22 protein-coding genes and 1 pseudogene are annotated in these 21112 nt (G+C 53.9%); 12 read left to right on the top strand and 11 right to left on the bottom strand.

Annotated features, from left to right (window positions below; all coding sequences use genetic code 11):
* Positions 1 to 17: 17 nt before the first annotated feature.
* The 3 genes from M1D68_RS16750 to M1D68_RS16740 are packed head-to-tail and all read right to left on the bottom strand — an operon-like array spanning position 18 to position 2156.
* Positions 18 to 995 (bottom strand): saccharopine dehydrogenase family protein, encoded by a 978-nt coding sequence (locus M1D68_RS16750; protein WP_420765747.1) that lies wholly within the window; start codon positions 993 to 995, stop codon positions 18 to 20.
* Positions 992 to 1393, bottom strand: a complete 402-nt coding sequence (locus tag M1D68_RS16745) for a VOC family protein (RefSeq protein WP_133337999.1) — start codon at positions 1391 to 1393, stop codon at positions 992 to 994. The genes M1D68_RS16750 and M1D68_RS16745 overlap by 4 nt, the downstream gene beginning before the upstream one ends.
* Before the next feature lie 19 nt (positions 1394 to 1412).
* On the bottom strand, positions 1413 to 2156 hold the full coding sequence (locus M1D68_RS16740; protein WP_457967814.1) for an SDR family NAD(P)-dependent oxidoreductase: 744 nt from the start codon (positions 2154 to 2156) through the stop codon (positions 1413 to 1415).
* A 138-nt stretch (positions 2157 to 2294) separates the two neighbouring features.
* Here M1D68_RS16740 and M1D68_RS16735 point away from each other — a divergent pair, with 138 nt between their 5' ends.
* Positions 2295 to 3221 carry an AraC family transcriptional regulator N-terminal domain-containing protein gene (locus tag M1D68_RS16735; RefSeq protein ID WP_457967812.1) on the top strand — a complete coding sequence of 309 codons (927 nt, stop codon included), beginning with the start codon at positions 2295 to 2297 and terminating at the stop codon, positions 3219 to 3221.
* Positions 3222 to 3572: 351 nt separating this feature from the next.
* On the opposite strand, the gene M1D68_RS16730 is transcribed toward M1D68_RS16735, so the two are convergent.
* Together M1D68_RS16730 and M1D68_RS16725 are read right to left on the bottom strand one after the other, a co-directional pair.
* On the bottom strand, positions 3573 to 4739 hold the full coding sequence (locus tag M1D68_RS16730; RefSeq protein WP_457967810.1) for an ATP-binding protein: 1167 nt from the start codon (positions 4737 to 4739) through the stop codon (positions 3573 to 3575).
* Positions 4729 to 5544, bottom strand: coding sequence for an alpha/beta fold hydrolase (locus tag M1D68_RS16725; protein WP_457967808.1), 816 nt, complete (start codon positions 5542 to 5544; stop codon positions 4729 to 4731). The genes M1D68_RS16730 and M1D68_RS16725 overlap by 11 nt, the downstream gene beginning before the upstream one ends.
* Positions 5545 to 6474: 930 nt before the next feature.
* On the opposite strand from M1D68_RS16725, the gene M1D68_RS16720 reads away from it, so the two are divergent.
* Both M1D68_RS16720 and M1D68_RS16715 read left to right on the top strand, forming a co-directional pair.
* Positions 6475 to 6765 (top strand): hypothetical protein, encoded by a 291-nt coding sequence (locus tag M1D68_RS16720; RefSeq protein ID WP_434559761.1) that lies wholly within the window; start codon positions 6475 to 6477, stop codon positions 6763 to 6765.
* Positions 6762 to 7148 (top strand): response regulator, encoded by a 387-nt coding sequence (locus tag M1D68_RS16715; RefSeq protein WP_434559759.1) that lies wholly within the window; start codon positions 6762 to 6764, stop codon positions 7146 to 7148. The genes M1D68_RS16720 and M1D68_RS16715 overlap by 4 nt, the downstream gene beginning before the upstream one ends.
* 460 nt (positions 7149 to 7608) lie before the next feature.
* Here M1D68_RS16715 and M1D68_RS16710 read toward each other — a convergent pair whose 3' ends face one another.
* Positions 7609 to 7818: a hypothetical protein gene (locus M1D68_RS16710; RefSeq protein WP_434606744.1), complete on the bottom strand. Its 210-nt coding sequence runs from the start codon at positions 7816 to 7818 to the stop codon at positions 7609 to 7611.
* Positions 7819 to 8187: 369 nt separating this feature from the next.
* On the opposite strand from M1D68_RS16710, the gene M1D68_RS16705 reads away from it, so the two are divergent.
* Positions 8188 to 8832, top strand: a complete 645-nt coding sequence (locus tag M1D68_RS16705; protein ID WP_434559755.1) for a hypothetical protein — start codon at positions 8188 to 8190, stop codon at positions 8830 to 8832.
* Between the two features lie 183 nt (positions 8833 to 9015).
* On the opposite strand, the gene M1D68_RS16700 is transcribed toward M1D68_RS16705, so the two are convergent.
* From M1D68_RS16700 to M1D68_RS16690, 3 genes are all read right to left on the bottom strand, one after another.
* On the bottom strand, positions 9016 to 9573 hold the full coding sequence (locus M1D68_RS16700) for a nuclear transport factor 2 family protein (RefSeq protein WP_457967806.1): 558 nt from the start codon (positions 9571 to 9573) through the stop codon (positions 9016 to 9018).
* Positions 9574 to 9714: 141 nt separating this feature from the next.
* Positions 9715 to 10356, bottom strand: a complete 642-nt coding sequence (locus M1D68_RS16695) for a hydrolase (RefSeq protein WP_434559751.1) — start codon at positions 10354 to 10356, stop codon at positions 9715 to 9717.
* 180 nt (positions 10357 to 10536) lie between these two features.
* Positions 10537 to 10947 (bottom strand): hypothetical protein, encoded by a 411-nt coding sequence (locus tag M1D68_RS16690; protein ID WP_434559749.1) that lies wholly within the window; start codon positions 10945 to 10947, stop codon positions 10537 to 10539.
* Between the two features lie 256 nt (positions 10948 to 11203).
* Here M1D68_RS16690 and M1D68_RS16685 point away from each other — a divergent pair, with 256 nt between their 5' ends.
* Positions 11204 to 12115 carry a LysR family transcriptional regulator gene (locus M1D68_RS16685; RefSeq protein WP_434701763.1) on the top strand — a complete coding sequence of 304 codons (912 nt, stop codon included), beginning with the start codon at positions 11204 to 11206 and terminating at the stop codon, positions 12113 to 12115.
* A 502-nt stretch (positions 12116 to 12617) separates the two neighbouring features.
* A complete protein-coding gene (locus tag M1D68_RS16680; RefSeq protein WP_434606740.1) occupies positions 12618 to 12842 on the top strand; it encodes a hypothetical protein in 225 nt (74 codons plus the stop codon).
* A gap of 7 nt (positions 12843 to 12849) precedes the next feature.
* Here the strand turns inward: M1D68_RS16680 and M1D68_RS16675 are convergent, their stop codons facing one another.
* On the bottom strand, positions 12850 to 13824 hold the full coding sequence (locus M1D68_RS16675; protein ID WP_457967803.1) for a LysR family transcriptional regulator: 975 nt from the start codon (positions 13822 to 13824) through the stop codon (positions 12850 to 12852).
* A gap of 239 nt (positions 13825 to 14063) precedes the next feature.
* Here M1D68_RS16675 and M1D68_RS16670 point away from each other — a divergent pair, with 239 nt between their 5' ends.
* From M1D68_RS16670 to M1D68_RS16650, 5 genes are all read left to right on the top strand, one after another.
* On the top strand, positions 14064 to 15350 hold the full coding sequence (locus M1D68_RS16670; protein ID WP_457967801.1) for a 3-keto-5-aminohexanoate cleavage protein: 1287 nt from the start codon (positions 14064 to 14066) through the stop codon (positions 15348 to 15350).
* Positions 15347 to 16597 carry an MFS transporter gene (locus M1D68_RS16665; RefSeq protein WP_420765757.1) on the top strand — a complete coding sequence of 417 codons (1251 nt, stop codon included), beginning with the start codon at positions 15347 to 15349 and terminating at the stop codon, positions 16595 to 16597. The genes M1D68_RS16670 and M1D68_RS16665 overlap by 4 nt, the downstream gene beginning before the upstream one ends.
* Before the next feature lie 1024 nt (positions 16598 to 17621).
* Positions 17622 to 18227: a hypothetical protein gene (locus tag M1D68_RS16660; protein ID WP_457967799.1), complete on the top strand. Its 606-nt coding sequence runs from the start codon at positions 17622 to 17624 to the stop codon at positions 18225 to 18227.
* Between the two features lie 796 nt (positions 18228 to 19023).
* Positions 19024 to 19254, top strand: coding sequence for a hypothetical protein (locus tag M1D68_RS16655; RefSeq protein WP_420765760.1), 231 nt, complete (start codon positions 19024 to 19026; stop codon positions 19252 to 19254).
* Positions 19255 to 19354: 100 nt separating this feature from the next.
* A complete protein-coding gene (locus tag M1D68_RS16650; protein WP_420765924.1) occupies positions 19355 to 19558 on the top strand; it encodes a hypothetical protein in 204 nt (67 codons plus the stop codon).
* Between the two features lie 124 nt (positions 19559 to 19682).
* Here M1D68_RS16650 and M1D68_RS16645 read toward each other — a convergent pair whose 3' ends face one another.
* Positions 19683 to 20567 carry a LysR substrate-binding domain-containing protein gene (locus tag M1D68_RS16645; protein ID WP_457967797.1) on the bottom strand — a complete coding sequence of 295 codons (885 nt, stop codon included), beginning with the start codon at positions 20565 to 20567 and terminating at the stop codon, positions 19683 to 19685.
* A 107-nt stretch (positions 20568 to 20674) separates the two neighbouring features.
* Between M1D68_RS16645 and M1D68_RS16640 the strand changes: the two are divergent.
* A pseudogene (locus tag M1D68_RS16640) lies at positions 20675 to 21091 on the top strand (PACE efflux transporter); the annotation flags it as partial.
* Positions 21092 to 21112: the final 21 nt, after the last annotated feature.

The following is a 21112-nucleotide window of genomic DNA, read 5'->3' as shown; positions in this document are numbered from 1 at the left end:
CACTATCGTCCGATCAATCAGTAATCAGTGATGGTCGTACCGCCGATGCTCTCGGCGAATGAGCCCCCCAGCAGCTTTGCCGGCGTCTCAAAACCCGGTCGTCGCACGCCGTTCAATACTTGGCGTGCCGCCTCCATGGCAGCAATCGGCGTATAGGTGTAACCGTTGGCGGTTTCGATCACTGAACGTGCCACAGTGCCGTCAGCGCCAGTCACCTCGGCCACTGCCCGAGCGCGATGAGCTTCGCGCTGTTGCGCGTTCGGCCCCTCGGGAATTTTTGAAAGATCTCCGTCAGGTAATGGATCACCGGAAAAATGTACAAATATTGCAATATTGGGAATGCCGGTGGAGTGCCAGCCGGTGACCAAATCACCGAACGACAAAGGTACGCACAGCTCCTGGCCGTCGCCAAAATCGAAGTGTCGCGGTTGCGCATCGGGAGTTGAAAGAAGCGCTCCATCAATCCGGGCCAGCAGCCCCGCTCCAACAATTTCGCTAACACTCAGTGCTGACCCACGTGACATGGAGCCCGCGACCTGTAGTGCAATATTTAACGACTGCGGATTTTTAGACCGGCGAGCGACATGCACCGCCAGACAGTCGGTCGGCACTACGTCCCAGCCGACGCCAGGCAGAAGCATGACCCCTGACCCAGCCGCCTCATCACCCAATTGCTCGGCCAACCGATATACATTGATCTCGGCCGTGATATCCAAATAGTCGACTCCAGCGTTGATGCAGAGCCGCATTAAGGCGTCGGCTGTCCGCGCGAAGGGTCCTGCAAAGTTCACCAGCACGCCAATGCCTTCCAGGGATCCTGTCGTCGGGGCATCAGGGGTAAACACGCGATAAGGAACGTCCAGCTGCACGGCCAGAGCGCGCAGCTTGTCGTGGCTGCGCCCGGCGATGACAACGTCCAGTCCCTGCGCCACTGCATAGTCGGTCGCCATACGCCCGACATAGCCGGTTGCGCCATAAATCATCAATTTCTTCATTGGGCGTGCTGCCAGTTCTTGTAAACGAATTCCAGGCTGTATCCGTCAGGATCCAGAACATTGGCCGCGTAGTAGTTGGGGTCGTAGTGCAGACGCGCCCCCGGTGCGCCTTGATCGACGGCGCCCTGAGCCAACGCTGCCGCATAGGCCGCCGCAACCTGAGCTTTACTGTCTGCGACGAAACCGACATGTACCGCTCGGCCTTCGACTTCACCCTGACGCAGCCAGAAAAACATCCGGCCCTTGGCGCCGAAACCTTTCAGGTCCGGATGCCCAGGCGGACCGTCCTTGCCATCGTAGTCCAAGCGCGCGGTGATACCCAGCGGCGCCAACGTAGCTTCGTAGAAACGGATAGAGCGCTCAATGTCACTCACAGACAGAAAAATATGATCCAGCATGGCAACGTCTCCCGATCGTTCAGATGATGTAGCCGCCCGCGACTTCGATGGTCTGGGCATTGATCCAGGCCCCGTCTTGGGACAGCAACATGGCAATGACGCGGGCCACATCTTCGGGCTCACCGACTCTGCCTAGCGCCGTTTGCTCAGCCAGCATCGCCTCAAACTCATCATTGAGCCCGCCACCTAACTCGGTTCGAATCGCCCCAGGTGAAACCGCATTGACACGTATGCGCCGATCACCGAACTCTTTGGCCATGTAGCGCGTGAGCACTTCCAGTCCACCTTTGAACGCCGCATACGGCGCCACCCCGGTGGTGGCCACGCGTGTAGTAGCGCTGGTCAGATTGACGATGCTGGCGTTCTCCTCCAGTAATGGCAGCAAGGTCTGCGTCAGGAAGAAAGGGCCTTTCAGATGGACTTTGAAAAGACCATCAAACTGAGCCTCGCTGACCGACGCCAGCGGGTTGAACAGGCCGTAGCCGGCGTTATTAACTAAACCTGAGAGGGTGCTTGTGCTCCATGTCTCCCGGAGCACTAACAGGATGGCATCGCGGAACCTTTTGAAACTTTCTACATCCGCCACGTCGAGATTAAGCGCAACGCCCTTGCCGCCCGCTCGTTCAATGCGTCGCACCACATCATCCGCATCGTCCGGATGCTGGTTGTACGTAAGAATGACACCCATACCGCACCGGGCGGCGTGTTCTGCTGCACTCGCACCGATCCCTCGACTGCCTCCGGTAATGACGATAACGCCCATGACGTACTCCTTGATTGATTGAATGAGCCTCCACATTAAGGGCGCTGGTCACTGCGGACGCAGCCGTTCCTACTCGAAATCTGCCTGTTTCTACTTTTTGCTTGCGTTGCTCCTGCTGTGACATTCAGCATGGCCAGCATGAACGAACAACTTAACGAACTCCGCATCCTCGCCGCCAAGGCCGAAAACCGCCGCACAGAGACTGGCATTCCCCGCGTCGCTATGGTCCAAGGCAAAATCCCCGAGCATATGTTGGCGGCAGTCTATGACCCGATGATCAACTTGATTCTGCAGGGCAGCAAAACCATGACCGTGGGCGACCGCACGCTGCGATACGACCCTGCGACCTATTTCGTCATGTCGATTCAGTTGCCTGCGGTGGGCGCAGTGCACCCTGCGGCAACGGGCGAACCCTATCTGGCCATAAGCCTCACGCTTGATCCCACCGTGTTATCAACCTTGCTGGCTGACCTGCCCAAACCTGTCAGCCGCCATGAAAGCGACCCGGGCTTTTCGGTGGCGGCCGTTACGACCGAATTAATGGACGCATGGGGGCGCATGTTGCGATTGATGGGCAACCCGGAAGCTATCGCAGCCCTGGCGCCTGCTTATGAACGCGAGATACTGTTTCGCGTGCTGCAAGGCCCCCACGGCTGGATGCTGCGAGAGATCGCAGCGCCCGATACCGCCATGGCCAGAGTGAACACAGCCATTCAATGGATCCGTCGAGATTTTGCGGAGCCGATCAGGGTGGAAAGCTTGGCTCAGAAAGCGGCAATGAGCGTCTCGGCCTTCCATCGCCACTTCAAAGCGGTGACGACGTTGAGTCCATTGCAGTATCAAAAACGAGTGCGCTTACTTCAGGCGCGGATGCTCATGGTAGCCAGCGGCAAGAGCGTCATGGCGGCAGCTTTCGAGGTGGGCTACGAAAGCCCAACGCAGTTTAGTCGAGACTATACGAAGGTATTTGGGCTTTCACCTGCGAAGGATGCAGGAAGAATTCTCGGAAAAACGAAGGTTCCAGAATCTAACAGGCGCAGGAATTTGGCCCCCTTCAAGATTTAGATAGCAAGCAACTGGGAAAGAGTTTAATCGACCAATTTCAGGCGTATGCGGATGACTGGATTCGCCCAGAATCCACAAGTCTTAAAGGTCCGCTTTTGGCCAGGAGCTGCCTGTCGCCTCCGCGATCAATGAGCGACTCTGTAGGGGCAGGGCTGCGGCCTTGAATTTAACGATACAATCCCCTCCAACCAGACCAGTCTGTTCCTGCATTACTTTCGGGAAAGCAGCCAATGCCATGGCACCATTGTCCTATCGTCCTTGAACGTGGACAGCTAAGCTGCAGTACAGCAGGACAGCGCGGAGGTAAACCAAGCAGGGCTAGGAGGCGGTCAAGTTGCGGGAGGGTGCAGCTTAATTGAGCGGAAAGGCGACAGTGAATGAAGTGCCGTCCTTATCATCGGAGCTGACCGATACCCGGCCGCCATGTGCCTTGGCGATTTCACGGACTATAAACAACCCAAGACCGACGCTGCGTACGCCATCTTCGGGGTCCGCGCCTCGGATCATCGGCTCGAATAATCGGGTCATCAGTGATGGCGCAATTGGAACACCATAGTTTTTTACCGATACATGGGCAGTGTCATCATCCACAGTTGAAGTAATCGTGATCGGCCGCTCCAGGTCACCATAGGTCACGCTGTTCCCAATAAGGTTACCGAGGAGTTGGTGTACTCGGTCCGCGTCAAGCTGCGCAGAGCCTGTCCCATTTGCGTGGTGAACAAGTTTGGCGTTGGGAAACGCAACGCGCAGTTCCTCGACGCTTCGGCGGATAAGATCATGAAAATCCACGGCACGAGGAGAGACGATGATTCCTTGTCCGACCCTGGCCAGGGCCAAATCCAACAGGTCCGCGATCAAGCGTTCTGCACGGTTAGCTGACTGCATTACGTAGCCGAGTATCTTGATTTTCTTAGGGAGGCTCTCGCCGCGTGCGAGCGCGTCGGTGCCCATTTTGATTGCCGTCAGTGGATTTTTCAGGTCGTGGCTTACTATTGCGACCATTTGCTCGGCAAATGATGCACGTTGCTGGGCTTTCTCGAAAGCCCTGCTCAGTTCCGCTTGAGCCAGACGGAGCTCCGTTTCGGCAGCCGTTTTCTGCTGCAGTAGCTCTTCGGCGAGCCTCCGGGCTTTAATTAACTCCCTTTCATACTTGTCTCGATCATACAATGTGAAGAGTGCAAGTTCGTGCTCTACACCGTTGGTCCCGTCGCGCCTGATCCCGTTCACGAGCATCGTGACTTTGCTCCGATCACGATGCAGCAGGTCGAGTTTCACCTCGGCGACAGAGCCTTGCAACTTCATCAGTGGCGCCCAGTGCGTCTGATGAAAGATGCGCCCGCCCATTGTGAGCAGATCTTGAAAGCGCTTGTTCCGAAGCTCTTGTGCGCTGAAACCGATACAGTGCCTGAACGTAAGGTTGGAGCGCAGTATGGCCCCGTCCTCTGTCGTCACTACCAGCCCGCATGGCGCCTCTTCATAGAGTCTTTGCGGGTCGAGCAGTGGAGGCTTACCGTGCATTTAACCCTTTCCAAGGCTGTACAAAGCTTCCTATGGCATCAGCGCAGGCGCCCGGCGCGCTCATGTGAGGGCAATGACCCACATTATCCACTAGGACGAGCGTGCTGTTGGGCATGGTGTCGCGTAAATAATCGCCGACGGCAATGGGAGCGATCAGGTCGTCGGTAGACTGAAGGATCAGGGTCGGCGTAGCCAAGCCAGCAACGTCTCCTCTGTTGTCCGACATGAAGGTCACTCTTGCGAAGTGCTTGGCGATCTCAGGGTCGGTACGGCAGAAGCTATTAGTTAGCTCAGCGCCTAACTCGGGCTGCCCAGGCGCACCCATGATGACCGGTGCCATATTGCTAGACCAGCCGAGGTAGTTGTCATCTAGAGTGTCGAGGAGTGATTGGATGTCTTCGAGCGTGAACCCACCCACATAATTGTCGGAGTCGATATAGCATGGAGATGGGCCCACCATGATATGAGCAGCGATGCGACCGGGTACTTGCCGGTCAGCTAAGACGTCAATCATCGCGCTTACTGAATGGCCTACCAGAATCACTGGCCCGATGGCGAACTGGTCAATGATTTCGTTAAGGTCTAAGGCGTATCCGTCCAGCGAGTTGTACTTTGTCCGGTCATACGCGCTGATGTCTGACCGGCCGGCGCCGACGAGGTCGTACACGACGATCCTGAAATGGTCTACGAAATGGCCTATGAGATAACGCCACATGGTTTGGTCGCAGCCGAAACCATGGGAAAAAATCAGCGTGGCTGGACCTTCGCCCATCACGTTCAGGTTGTTGCGATGTTTAAGATCCATGTGCATTTCCAGACAAGGTAATGACCAAGTCCCTCGGAGTGTATATAGGCAGGGTCGATAGGTCATTTATTAAGTTCATCGAGCACTCGTCCGCGAGGGGCTATTGATATAGACGCTGGCCTTTGTGGTACGGGTTTGGCCACGGGGTCGGGTGTAGATTATCGCGGCGGCTGTACGTACCCCAGCGACCTGGGTAATTTTCTACCGCACCGATAGCTTGTTCCTCCAACACGATCAAAGGCGCTGGCAGATAACCTGTTTGGGCGGTTGTACCAGCAGGACGCTCGCACCGTAGCCCGATAGCGTCAGATTCGCTCGCGGGAGTGGCCCAGACACAAGGATGTTTAGCTTGTAGGGGCGCCCCGGAAACCAGCGTATGAAACCGATACCAGGAATGAATAGTCAACACGACTCACTCCTATTGTTTCCCTGCGACCAGTCTCCTACTAAAATCTAGAATGAGACCCGCAGCTCGCAGGCTGGGGATCCGGAGCACACCATGTGTGACTAGGCGTCAACGTTGATAACTTGCTTGAAGAGCTGATGTCATGCGCTTTCGGTTTCCAAGAGTTTCCCGAAGCGCTCAGGAGTACGACATGCTAATCTTGATTAGCACACGCTCGATACGTTTCCTCGCGCCGTCTATTCGTGCGACAGCGACGGCTGGATCCTCAGATACATCACGGAGGTGCCTCGGCTGTGGCGCAGTGTGCTCGGACTCAGGCGTAATGGAGATCGTGACCGCGGCTCGTATAGCTGCTCTTGCCGGAAGGGGCGCCGCTCCCGGCTGACGAAGACCCGGTGGCAACGGTGCTCTAAACTGCGTTGAATCTAGGCATGTTGGCAGTAAATTTAGAGGTCCAGACGACACGCGGCTGGTGGCTATGGTTAATATGCGCGCATTCGAAGATAGGCATGGCAAAATAAGAAGTGATCGATTATTTGCAGGACGCCTCCGCGCTTCATGCCGTGACGCAGGAGCTGGTGTGTAAAGACACCGATTCGAAAGATTCCTTCAACAACGGTACGGTATGCCTGCACGGCTTCAGCTGTGACGGTGTAATTCTGGGTGAAGTTTTTGAATTAACGCGGCATGGTTTGGGGTTGCGTTTGATGACGCGTTGTATAGAGCGTCGTCAGGACAAAAGGATTGAGTTCCCGTTTCTTGCTGCAGGGATGTTTAGCCGCATCTCATTCCCTATCGGAGCGAACTACCTGTGAACGCTTTAAATGGAATCAGGGTGCTCGTTGTCGAGGATGAGGGCGCAGTCGCCATGTTGATCGAGGATATGTTGGAGGACTTCGGATGCGTGGTCGTTGCGTCCGTTGCCCAACTCGGGAAGGCGTGCGACGTCGCTCGCTCGATTGAGGTGGATTTGGCGATGCTGGATGTAAACCTGGCCGGCCAGTTAGTCTTCCCCGTCGCCGAGATTTTACGCGACCGCGAAATTCCCTTCCTCTTTAGTTCGGGATACGGTCGCGCCGCACTCCAGGGCGAGTTTGCCTTGCGGCCCGTATTGCAAAAGCCGTTTTCGCAAGAAGAACTGAAGGAAAGAATTGCTGTTGCGCTGGCATTTGACACAGGGAAAATCTATGAGAGCTAGTTGCGCTGAGCCTCGATAGTCCAATTACTTCTCCTTTTCCTCAATGCTGCCTGTTTCATGAAGCTGGCCGCAGAGCATCTGCTTGACAAAAAAACCAGCTCTGGCGCATATCTTCGTTGAATCAAAGCTGCTGTTCCTCAGCTGCTTATGGCTGGAGGCGTATTGCCTTGAGCCAGGAATTCTGGTCATAGGTCTGAACGCATGCAGGCGATATCTGGTAGCCGCTAGCGAGCGCAATGTGACAGGAGGCAATCTTCGTGCGGAACGGCCTCGATTGGCCGATTGTGTTGAAAAAGTCGCCTATGGTTTGCGCATCAGGAAAGTACGCTTCCGAGATTGATTTTTTATTTTTGGCAGACGCTCCAGGACTCGGATTTCACGCAGCAGCGAAAAAAGGCTTTTTTCCCCTAAGCAGCAGTTTGGGCAGACCGACTTTTCCAACAAAATCGGCCGAAAGCGATCATTCAGGCGTCATTAGAACCGCGAGCGCCATCTTGATGAACTCTTCATTCATTTCGATCGTGTCTAGAGCCCCCCGTACGTTGTCGGCAACTTCAACTGAGCCGCGCGCCTCCACCCAGTTGGACAGTTCAAGAATGGCTGCCTCCAGGGCAAGCTGATTTTCATTGATTTTGTGTAGCAGCGAAGGGATTAGGTCGTGATTTGGCATCGGCAGCTCCTGGCTCATGGGTCAGATTAGCAGCGCATGGGGATGGGGGCCAGTTGGACCGAGGGAGGAAAATACTGTAGGAATATACAACGCTAACTTATTGATTTTAAAAGGGGTCTATAGCCATTTTTCGCAGTGCATTAGACGAAAGTTTTTCTTTTCAAATCAATAGGTTAGTATGGAGGTACGGTCACCTTGACATGGTGGGGGTCGTTGGTTCGAGTCCAATCGCGCCTACCAAACAAAATCCGCTCTGCTGGGCGGTCTAGAAGGGCTCACCGAAAGGTGGGCCCTTTTTTGTTGCCGCTCTTTACGGCTGGGTTTGTTCCCTTTCCAATCAGCGAACTTCGAATACATAGGGATATGGTCATGCGAGTTGTCACTCTCGTAACGCTTTTTGGTGTCGTACTTGCGGGTTGTTCTGGAATTCCTTCAGTTCCATACGAAGAGCCTGCTCAATCCGAGGCAATTGCGCGTGTTCGTGTCATCACCAACTCCGATGTGTACGGCGATAGCATCGTTGGCAGTTGTGCTCCTGCTACCCGGCACAAGATGGCTCAAGCCGGACGTTTCGGGCGTGACGGGACGGCGAACATCAACTATCCGCAGTACCCTCTTAATTCGGCAAGCATTGGCATGCCGAAACGAGTTTCGCCTACTCTTGCCCAGTACATCCCTGCCATTCGGATGGGCGAAGGGGCATACAAAGAGGTCGTAGCCGAGTATCGCGTCAGGACTGACCTTCCATTTCAACTTGCGACCCTGGGCGCGACCATAGGTGGCAATGGCAGCACTTACTGGTCCTGCGGTGGCCAGGCACTCGTTTATAAGCTGGAGCCAGGGAAGGATTACGAGGCTTTGGTTGGGGTGGGCACCAGGCCAAACAAAGATGGCGAGCAAGCGCTTCTCTGCGTGTTAGCGGTTCTCGAAGTTACCACTTTGCCTGGTACTTCAATTGTGATTCCCCGAAAGTTGGAGCCTGCATCGCCTCCGCAGGTGGTTTGCAAAAACTGACGAGCTCAGCCGGCTGCCGAAATCCCCCTAGGAAAAAAGACGAAAAAGGGGACAGATTTACTTTCGCTGCGCTGTGAGTTCCGTCAAATGGATTCGCTTGGTTGGATCAGGAGCCGGCTAGAAGATAAACTCGGCCCATGTCCCGCTTTTCCTATCATATGGTTTTCGCGTGCTCGCGGATGATTAATCTGCCTTCACCGAAAAAGGGGCTGAATCCGCTGATGTCTTTACCATCCACGAACCCGACTGTCTGAACGAACTCGCCGATGCATAGGTATCTTCCATAAACTGGAAATAAATCATCTTGCCGTCACGTACCTTGGCATGGATGGAAAACGGCGATGTGAATACGTGTCCCACTGCCACGGATCGGTAGGTGAACTTGCCGAAAACTGCAACATCCTCACCGGATGCCATTTTAGTGCTGATGGTGAAGTCTTCAATCTTCCAATAATCCGATACCTGCATGAATAAGGAACTAAAGGCTTTCGGGCCCTTGTTAGTTCCGGTCCAGGGCATGATTTTTTTTAATTCTGGATTGTCGAAGTTGAGAGAAACGTAAGTTGCGTCCGGAGCTGCCAGCTTCGCTGCAGCGGCTTCAACCTTATCGGGCGCGGTATTGGCCAGAAATTCCATGACTACCGATAGCGCAGCAGCAGCCTTCGCTTCGCTAGTGGACGGTGCCGCCACAGCGTTAGCAGTCGAAGCGTCAGGTGACAAATTGGTCTCAGACATGGTCATGTGCGTTCTCCGTTTTTAACTATTGTTTGCAGTACGTTGGGGGGACGGGGCGATGGAGGACTGGCTCTTGGATTTCCTCGACACAGGGTAGCGGCGGCTGCTCGAGCCGCCGCTACTGTCCACCCGAAGGTGAGGCCGTTCTTAGTTGGCGCCTTTTGCGACGGGTTTCTCCGGGTTGAACCCGTCATAACTTTGGAAAACTTCCATGAAGCCCGGGACGGTTTCCTTACGAGCCCAATCGCGCTGGAACTCGCAGTACAACTGGACGCGGCTGGTCATCTTGCCGCCGGCTTGCTCAATACGACGGAGCCCAGCCTCGTGGGCCGCCACCGAGGTACCGCCCACTGCGTCCACGGGGACATATACTTCGTAGCCTTCCAGAAGCGCATCAAGCGCAGGGAACGCCAAGCACACCTCTGTCCACAGCGCGGTCACGATAAGTTTGCGACGTCCGAGCGCTTTAACAGCCTGTTTGAATTCGACATCTTCCCAAGCATTCACGGTGGTGCGGTCGTAGATCGGAAGGTGACCGAGGACGTCCTGCAATTGCTCAATCGGTGGTTTGTTGAGGCCGGACGAGACATTCACCGTCGTATGAACGACTGGAACGCCATAACTCACCGCCGCTTTTGCAAGGCTGGTGATGTTAAAGACCAATTCCTCGCGCGGCATCGAGCGGATGGAGGAGACCTGAATCGGCTGATAATCAATGATCAGAAGTGCTGAGTTCTGAGGCGTGATGAGATGGTCGGTATGTGGATTACGCATCGTTTCGCTTGTCATGGATAGCTATCCTTGTTGGGTGAAATGGAAGATCAGCTCATGCCTGTTTTCTTTAGGCGAAGCCGGTCCAAACTCGACATACATATGTCGAATGCCTTGGAGTGCTTTAGCTTTTTTAAGGGGCGGGTCGCGGTTTGGATCCGTGCGGCTCAGGGTGTAGCGATCAGGTAAAGCGAGGCTTTATGCGGGGCGCATCGGGCGGTATAGCCCCAGGCTCGACAGTGCGAGCCCCAGAACCCAGAACAGTGGGCCCGACAGGCCGGGCCACATCGAAACATAGCCGGGAAAGAGCATGTAAAAGATGAAACCGAGATCGACCACGCTGATGACCAAGAGGTTGATCCACCACCCGCGAACGTCGTTACGCCAGTTCAAGACGACTGCGACGATGAGCGCGATAATTGAAAGCCAGAAGAGATTCCAGGCGTCCTGCAGCACGCGCCCCCGAGGCATGCCTTCAGCCATGGATTGGCCGAGCTGATAGATGGACCAAGCGGCATTGACGTGTAGCAGAGCCCAGATGATGTACGCCAAAGCGCCCGCTTGGGCGAGTCGAGAAGTGGTGTTCGCGGCGACGTTCGGATGTGGCATGAGAGTCCTAGGAATATGGCGCTAGCAGTGGACGTAACGGTCTGACCGAGGGCAAACAACGAAGCCCCCTGAATCGTGAATTGCCCGACGTGCCTTGCGACGGCAGAAATCGAACTGCGGCAAAAGTACGCCAGTTCCAGTTCTCGAAAAACTACCAATCCAAGGATTGACTGTTCTCGTTTGGAGCACAATCGGGAAGTATTCAATAAACGGGCTGTCAGTTGATTCCTGATGCTGCGGCCCGCACAATCCGCCAATGGCTGACCGATTCGAAGATATGCGGGCGTTTGTTGCTGTCGTCTCAGCCGGCGGGTTTGCTGCGGGCGCGGAACGCCTCGGCATCGTCAAGTCGGCGGTGAGTCGCCGAGTTCGGGACCTCGAGGACAGGCTTGGGGCGCGGCTATTTGACCGGACGACGCGCCGTGTCCAGCTCACGGAAGCGGGCCGTGATTTTCATGATCGCGCCGTCGAGTTGCTTGCGGGGCTTGAAGAGGCCGAGGAAGCCGCTTCGAGCGCAAGCAAGGCGTTGAGGGGGCGTATCCGTATCGCCGCTCCGGTCTCATTCACAGCGCACTGCCTGGCACCGGCAATAGGCCAGTTTCTGAACCGCCATCCCGCAGTCTCGGTCTCCATCGACACCGATGATCGAACGGTCGATCTGATACGCAACGGCTTCGATCTCGCGATCCGCATCGCGCGGCTTCCAGACTCATCTCTCGTGGCTCGGCGGCTCGTTACCATCCGGCACGTGTGCGTCGCCAGTCCGGCACTTCTAGAGCGCCTCGGGACACCGCAAAGTCCCGTTGAATTGTCGCGCTTTCCGGGCGTGACTTATTCTAATGTCGAGGACGCTCACTATTGGAAATTCACCGGCAACGTCGTGCCATCAGTGACCAGCCGGCTCGACTTCGCCAACGGCGATGCCATTCGCGAAGCGGCCATCGCAGGGCTTGGCGTAGCGGTACTTCCAACCTTCATCGCCCATGACGCGGTACGGCGCGGAGCGCTTTCTATTGTGCTCGCGCAATATATGCGACCACCAATCGCAATGTATGCGGTGCATCCGTCAATGCGTAATCAAACCGCGCGAGCGCGGGCATTCATCGACTTTCTTGTCGATACGTTTGGCGGTGAGCCATTCTGGGATCGGGATCTGCTTGACAGTTAGGTTTGGAGAAAAAGGGACACAGAAAAAGGCAGAAAGGGGACGACAGAAAAGACTACAGATTTATTTTAGCTTCGCTGCATTACGAGTCGCTATTAATCGATTAGCTTGGATCAACGGCTGCACGGCTAGAAAATAAATCCGACCCCTTTTGTCGGGGTGGGCACCAGGCCAAACAAAGATGGCGAGCAAGCGCTTCTCTGCGTGTTAGCGGTTCTCGAAGTTACCACTTTGCCTGGTACTTCAATTGTGATCCCCCGAAAGTTAGAGCCTGCAGCGCCTCCGCAGGTGGTTTGCAAAAACTGACGAGCTCAGCCGGCTGCCGAAATCCCCCAGAACGGCTCACCGCCAAACGTATCGACAAGAAAATCGATGAATGCCGGCGCTCGCGCGGTTGAGATCAATGCTGGAGTCTTTAATCTAATTAGGCTGAGGTTAGCACTGGCAAGTCGACGAGAGACGCTGAGGGTTCTTGGATGGGCGAGCATCATTTCTCGAGTCAGGTTTGACCTATGAACTCGTTTTTGGCACCTCTGATGGCGCTCGCCCTGGTGGGCCGGCAGCTGAAGCTACCAAAGAGCCGCTTCAAGCTCAAAACGGCTCTTCAGGGACGGTAGCTTTTGCCTGGGCAATCATTTCGCATATAGGCTTGGTGCTGACACAGCTAATGACCTGTGGATCAGCTTTTCGTTTTTATGGCGCGATGATTGATCTTATAAATGGCGTATAGGAATTGGCTAGCTTAGTGAAGTGTACGAGGTGCCGGGGCTCGCTACGGTAAATCTGGAATCATTTGTCATGCTACTTAGATTGTCCCATAAGATCTCAGCATTCGCGCCAAGCTTTTCTTTGCGACGATAAATATTAATTTCTAACGCTATATCAAAATCGGCAGTGCCCGCCCGAACCAAATCTTTCCTTTCCAGATCGTTCCGAACGATCTCCAAAGGAAGCCATGCAACGCCTAATCCGGTTATCGCCATAGAACGAAGACCATCGGCCAGAGAGCTATCATGAATTTTACGAAGTGCTGGTAAGTTTGGAGCGACTTTTAACATTTTTTCAAGCGCCCAACTTAAAGAGCAATCCTGGCGGTAATGAAGATATGAGATTTCACCTCTAGGTGAACCAAGGCTATTTAGAGGTTCTCCTAGCAAATTAGGTGCGCTCACAGGAACTAGCCACTCGCGGCCAATTTTCAAGCATTCGAGTTCCCCTAGTGGTAATGTTTTATTAAGATGTTCGTTAATGCCATTATGTTTGTCATCAAAAGCGACGACAAAATCCACTGAGCGATTGGTTAGTTGCTTGAAACATTCAGGAAGATTGGCGAAGTCTATGGAAAAACGAGTGGCCTCTAACTGCTTGCTCGCCCTCGGCAACCAAGCCGGAAAAAACGCTCTCGACATGATATGTGGCGCAACAATAGAAATTTGCCGCTTGAACTTCTCTTGGGTACGGATAACCGAGTTTCTCGTTTTTTCTAACAGCTCTACAATTTCGACAGCAGCGATATGGAACTCGGCACCCGCATCGGTAAGCTCTAGCTGGTGACGTGCACGATCAAACAACGAAGCACCTAACCATTCCTCTAAAGCGGTGATCCTACGGCTCAAGCCAGAGGTTGTTACATTGCAATGTATCGAGGCTTGGGAAAAGCTTCGAACGCGGGCCAGCACAATAAAATCCTTTAAGGTCCGAAAATCCGTCATGTTGCTGATCTCGCAATTTTTTGGTGGTCGTATCATGACATGCGCAACCCAGGGTCTGAAAGTCAAAAAAAACCCTCTGGCATGAGGTTTTATCAAAAAACCTTGCTTAATCCGCAACGTGCGAAAGTGGCAAACTGATAAAACGTCAAGGCCCAGCCGACGCCGATACTGACAAGGTACTAGTCAGCCTACCGGCACAGTCGATTAGAGGGTATCTGGCCATTTGACAGGGAAGTAATATGAATAATCCACAGAACACTCTTATCTTAGGGTGCGCATCCACGGGCGCAAAATTTACGCCTCGCAACCATTATCTTACTGGGGATCAGCTTCTCGACTCTATTTGTACAGGCATGACTATTAAGGGAGGCCAAGACGCCATCGTTAACGAAGCGATCGAACTTCATGATCTCGGGTGCCGTTACTATCACTATCATGCTCGAAACCCAATCACGCAGGAGCAAACCACCGATAATGATATCTATCAGGCGGTGAGCCGAAATGTACAGCGCTCCTGCAAAGACATTCTATTGAGCTTCGGGGCTAGTCGCAACGGTAAAGAGGTTCAAGAAAACATCAGGGCTTTAGGGGAATGGGAACGGGTTAGCCAATGTGCTTTGCCTTTACATTTCGGCGGAGCTCATTTCGTCACCATCCAAGCCGCGATAGAACTGCAGATCATATGTGAGTTGGAAAAGAAAACGCAAAAACTCGACTTTGAATATATGTACAGCTCTGCTTTTCTTGACGATATAAAAAAATACGTGCCGTCTGCCCGTGTTGTACAGGCGACCATGGAAACAAACTCCACGAGTAAGGGGGCTGACTACGGTAGTACTTCACCGTCAATACAATTCCAAGTATATAAGAATGCGATTTCGGCTCGCCGGCAACTAGGGCTGTTCCATGAAGTCGAATGGGTACAACTTGCCCGGAGCTACGGCATGACTCGGTTTGCCATTGAACACCCATCTCTTCAGCTGGGCAGTTCTGGTCAGCTAAATATAATTCTGTTATTTGGTTTTTCCAGCCGCCTTCCGTTTCCGTCATCATATGAAGAGTTTTGCAACATAATAGAGGTGGCCAAGAGTCTGGAGTCTGATATTTCCAATCCGGATATTAAGAAGCGTAAGATAACTATCACCGTCGGCGCTGCGATTATTCCCCAGCAAGCTCATTTGCATTACCAAGAGATGGATATTGGCCTGCGGAAAGGAACCAAGATGTGCGCTTTAAGACGGCTTGCCACGTACGCCTGCCAACCCGGAAGTGGCGTAGATATCTTGCGTGTAGGCATGGAAGATACACCCTATGGTGTAGGCACGGAGGGAGAGGTGCATATGTGTGATAACCGACAGCTTATGGAGTATGTGCTTGAAGAGATGAGCTATAATGGTGTGGCGCCAGAGCTTAATCCAGAAGTTATCATCAACCGTATGGGGCTCGATATTGTCAGGGATGAACATCTCACAGCACAACGTCAAAGGCCTCTCGGCGTACCAGAAAATGCCGGAGCTTTTCAATGACTGATGTAAACGGTGTGCACCCAAAAGCCAGTTATCGCTGGGTTATTCTTCTGATCGCCACGGTGGCCCAAGCGAGCGCCTGTTTCTTTGTACAAGGTATCGGTGCTATTGCTATTTTCATCCAGCAGGATTGGAACCTGTCCACGATGCAAATAGGATTATTGGTCTCAGCTGCACAGTTAGTCCCCATTCTCGGCTTGCTAGTTGCTGGGGAGTTGTTGGACAGATTTGAAGAGCGCAAAGTTGTAGGTGTGGGAACGTTAATCGTTGCGGTTGCACTTTGCGCATCAACGCTTGCTAGCAGTTACCTGTCATTGCTTATGTTTTTGATTGTGGTCGGTGCTGGCTACAGCACCGCGCAACCTGGCGGCAGCAAATCCGTTTCTAGCTGGTTTCCAAAAAGCCAGTTAGGATTTGCTATGGGTATCCGCCAGGCTGGCTTGCCTTTGGGTGGTGCGCTTTCAGCGGCGATACTCCCCTACATTGCCACCCATTGGGGGTGGCAGTACTCCTTTTTAGCGGGGGGACTTGTTGCGCTGTTTGGAGCTCTGACTTTTTTAAGTTTTTATCGGTCTGCCAATGCTAACAAGCCCCCGCCGGTGAAAGCTGAAGGAAAGCAATTAAAAGCAGTTTTGGCTTCGAGATTATCCATGCTAAACGATCCTGCGATGAAGAATATTATGTTCTCGGGGGTTAGCCTTATTTCGGTCCAGTATGGGATTTTGATATTCACCGCACTTTATCTTTATGATTTGCTCGATTTGAGCATCACTGCCGCTGCCACATTGCTGTTGATTGCCCAGGGAGCGGGCATAGCGGGGCGTATCATCTTGGCTGCATGGAGTGATCGCTGTAGATCGGGCCGCTATTTCCCTGTGTTGATCTGTATGCTCGCAGTTATTTTTGGCTTGATCATTCTCGCTTGGGCTCCTATGCGTTCTTTCTGGATGTTGAGCGTATTAGTCGGCTGGCTCGGATTCTTCGGTTTTGGCTGGTATGGTCCTTGGGTAGCCTACGTTGCTGATTCTGCACCACCGGATAAGACTGGATTCGCATTAGGTTTAGCCATGGCGATAAATCAAGTTGCGATTGTCATAATGCCACCCGCATTGGGTTTCCTGAAGGACTTGTCTCATAGTTATCTGCCAGGGTGGAGCGTATTAATAATCATGACTCTAACCGCACTGGTTTGCACAGCCTGGAGCACATTTGGCCTCTCGAAATCACCGTCGCTGAGTAATAAGTAGCCGTTGGCTTTTTGAACCATTGCTAGGAAAGGGTCGAGCTTGAATACTCTCAAATATCTAAGTCATTCAGAGCTTTATGCACTAGCAGAACGCTCCCATTCCGTTCGTGACGTCTGCATTTGCACGAAAAAGGCACTGGTAGGGTGGGAAAGTCCTCTGATTTCCCTGCCGGAGACGTTATTAGTCGATATTGGTACGCTCATGTATGACGTGGAGGAAGAAATGACACTCATCGAGTATCATCCGAGCAATACTAATTACTGGTCGTTGGATGCTCCGATTGCACCGCTCTACTTTCCCTACAATCTATGCAAGATTTCTGAGTGCTCTATTTGCGGTCGCTGTTTCTTACGCTACACCGAGAGGGGGGCCTACCATATCGAGAACAGGATTCGTAGCCTGGACCCCTCCTTAATCATTAGTGCTCCTCTACCTCAGGTAGTTGAGGCTTCTTCATCATCTATGACATGAGCCTTGATGGCGCGAATGGCCGCCATGTAACCGCTGGTTCCGATGCCGACCTGACCCCAATATCCACATTCATAGCGATATCCCAGCTTCCAGCACCGTTCTTTGCCAAGCCGATCATCATCAGTCCAAGCCACTCCAGCGACTGGGCCACTTGCAAGCCACCGACATCCAACGGACGCAGGCCGAGGCTCGTGAGAAGGGCTGAAACGAGCGCCTTGGGGTTCGCATCGTCCGTCGCGATAAACGCGTCCAGACGTTCATTCTTCGCAAGGACGTGGCCGGACAGGGTATTGAACGCCTTGACGACATGTGAGTTGGCCGGGGATCATCCGCGACATCGTCTTCACTGGGAAAAAGACCTACGGCCAATTCCTAAAATCGGAGGAGGGAATCTGCTCAACATCGTCATGTGGAGCGCCAAGCACTATTCGCAATCGTACGTGCGCCCGGGCTCCAGGCTTTTTGAACAGTTGAGCCTAAATCCCGTACAGGCGATCGAAGAGGTGAAGACGCTATTGCGTAGGGGTGGATGTATTTTTCCGGCGACTAACGAATGAGCAGACGGCAAATAGCCATATTCCGCAGGATAGTGATCCCCGCCACTTGGGTGTCCGGGCTTACGACGATAGGACTCTTGTGGGGCATGATACGGTTTTCGCCCGATAAGCTTACAGTCGAAGGCCGTCAGCTCTTGCTGGCTTCTTTTTCTATTTTTTTCCTCGCCACAGGGTATCTGATACGGCGCAAGAGACGAGCAAAAGCACTTGTAGCATCCATCAATTTAAAAGAAGGCTTGAGCCTGGACGATACTCAGCTGCTCGGCTATCCCAGCCCCCTGTTTTTCGTCTTTGACGTCTCTAACAAAAAACTCGCTCAATGCCAAAGCACCGCCGGCGATTATCAAATTCGAGACTTCATGTGGGTGACGGGCTGGCATTTTGAGTGGCAACGGATCGACAGCAGGGTGACAGGCGGAGTTCTTCAAATAGTCGATGGGGCAGGCATGAGCGTTCCAGCCGACGAAATTCGGCGCAGATACATAAAGTTCTCGCTAATCCTGACGGTTGCCGATACGAGTCATCCTCTCTTGCGTTTTCCAATGAACCGGAGCGCAGCTGAAGGGTGGTGTAGCCGGTGTAATGTATTTTTCACGTGCTGAATACGGGAACGTGGGCCGATTTATTTAGCTGCGCTGAAGCCGTTTTTGGCTAGTTCAAGGAAGAGTATGAATACGCCCCAGCGGAAACAGGCTCCCTCGCCACGGGGATGGGTTGTCCTTGGCGGATACTGAGCCCGGTCAAGGCATCATAGAGCGTTTATTAGGACAGCAGGCAGGGCTGCGGCGTAATGCCGCTTGCCTCAACAGTCTCCTATATCGAGCCTTCCCCTTTTCCGAACGACCTCTTCCAGGATGCGGGCCCAAGGCATGCCGCTTGGCGAGCAACAGAAAGAAGTTGAGCGGAGGTGTCCTGGCCTGATCGCTCATCCGCTCGTCGCAGACATAGCACTTCCTGCCCAAGCAAGCCCTCTCAAATGTATGCGCAGAACTGCGCCGCAGACAGGAGAGAGATTATGGTGATTGACAATAACGGTCCGGAAGCGCCATACCCAGGGCCAAGTGAGGAAGCGCCTGATACAGGCAAAGGACATGGTTCTGGTCTTGATCAGGCTGAGTCTGAGCCAAAGCAGGGCACTGGCGAGAGGCCAGAGGATTGGAATCCCCCGCCTGGGAACCCCGGATCCGACCAGGATGCCCAGACGAATCGTGGCAACGGCGGTGCGAAGTAAGCTACAGCGGATGCTGATGATTCCATGGAACCCGGCCACGGAGCCGGGTTTTTATCATCTGACGGGTGGACGATTGATTTGGCGTAGTCACTGAGCGAAGGTCAGCCAGTTGAAACTTCCGCCATTACGAGACGATCTCCTAAACATCATTGAACAGGAGATCAGTCATGAAGTGCTATCTGTGCGCGATGGAAGCGAAGCGGTCCGAAGCGGATCAAAGTGGAGAGCTTGTCGACTGCGGTGACTGCGGCACCTACAAAATTTCAAGTCTTGTGCTCAAAGAGTTGGAGAACAAGAAGTTCGATTATTCTAAAATGCGCGATGACCTTCACCGTCAGCGGCAGTTTAATGCTACTTCTGTCGCCGAGATCAACACAGAGACGGCCATCTGGGCTTGAGTGGCGCGCTCTTCGAGGCTTATGCGCGCTTTCGGCTAGCAGGTGGTATAGGCCGCAACGCAAAAGGCCTCGAACCACCCTGAAAGAAGCGTCCATGAACATGCCAAAGAAACAGCCGGATAACAAAACGACAGCAAGCGCTGCCGAAATCGAGCGATCTATCCAGGCGCTCAACAAGATGGCTGAGCGCCTGTGGGGAGATGGCCGGGAAGCTGAAGCACAGGCGCTGTTAAAGGCTCTGGATGCGTTAAACCGCGCCCTTGATCGTATAAGAATTGGGGAAAGCCGTAGAGTGCTCCATTGAAGGCCTGATGTGATGCCGGGCTACTTTGTTTTATCGTCAGGCGTGAGTCGCTCGTTCAAACACCTCGTCCGCCCATTGGTTCAGGCTTTACCCGCCAATAGCTCCTTTCATCGTGCGTTCCGACTCAACCAACATTCTGCCCCAACACCCACTCACTGAAAGCCCTCACCTCAACCTGCCGCTCCCGCCCCGGTACGCACACCACCGTATATCGCGCACCCGCCAAGCGAATCTCGGGCTGATAACCAACCAGTTGCCCGCGTGCAACCGCTTCCGCAACCAGCACATTACTGGCAAGCACCAGCCCATGCCCGGCGACCGCTGCCTGCAGAGCGTGCTGTTCCTCGTCATAGCGGCGCAGGCGCGCGTTTTGCAGCCAACCCAGGGTGCCGGACTTGGCGCACCATGCAGCCCAGTCCACCGTGACGTTTGTGCTGCTCAGCCAGGGGACGTCAATCAGTTCGATGGGCGAGCCCGCTGCGGGTGGTTGCCAGTCGGGGTGGCAATACGCGCCGAAATATTCTTCCAGTAGAGGTTGCTCGAGCAGTTGAGGATCCGAGGTGAAGAGGGCGCGGATCGCCAGGTCGATGCCGGCGTCACGTCGCAGGTCGATCACGTCGTTGCTGCTGTGCAGCCTGAGGTCGATCTCAGGATGTCTTCGATGAAAATCTCCGAGCCGAGGTATCAGCCACAGGCTGGCGAACGCTGGCGTTGTGCTCACCACCAGCGATTGTGCGGTACATGATGGCGATAGCGTTTGCAGGCCATGTTGGATATCGAGCAGCGCGCGGTGCATGTAGGGCTGGAGGCGTTCGCCGTCCGCGCTCAGCCGCACATTTTGACTGGAACGCTCGAACAGTCGCACGCCGAGAAACGCTTCAAGGCTTTTGACCTGATGGGAGATCGCCGCCGGGCTGACGTTCAGTTCCTGGGCCGCCGCCTTGAAGCTGCCCAGCCGTGCGGCGGATTCGAAGCCGCGCAAGGCGGTAAGGGGCAGTTTGGCGAACATGGGCGGGGAAGTTACTCAGGTTGAGCGAGGCTCAATTTAGCTCAATTGTGGGCCGGCGCTCAACTTGCCAGGCTGTGGTTCCCTTCCGCCATTCGTGGAGACAATCGATGCAAGGCGCCTCTCGCAAAATTCTTCAGGCCGTGCTCTATGAGGCCGGTGGTGTGCTTTTTGTCGCGCCATCCCTCGCGCTTATCTATGAGCAGGGAATGGGCTATTCAACCCTGCTGTCCTTGGTGATTTCCGCCGTTGCGCTGGGCTGGAACATGCTTTTCAACGGCCTGTTCGAATGGTGGGAGCGTCGTCAACCCAACCGCCATCGCAACTGGCGGCGCCGACTGCTTCATTCCCTTGGGTTCGAGGGCGGCTTGACCCTGATTCTGACGCCGGTAATTGGAGCCTGGTTGGGTATCGGCCTGTGGTTGGCGCTGGTGACGAATCTTGGATTATTTGTGTTTTTCTTTTTTTATTCGCTGGGTTTTCAGTTGATATTTGATCGAGTGTTCGATGTGCCACTTTCGGCGCAGTCAGATCAGGGATCTACGGCG

Source organism: Pseudomonas sp. R4-84 (genome assembly GCF_054130985.1).
The sequence above is the reverse complement of the archived record's forward strand: the minus strand, read 5'-3'. Positions and strand labels throughout refer to the sequence as shown.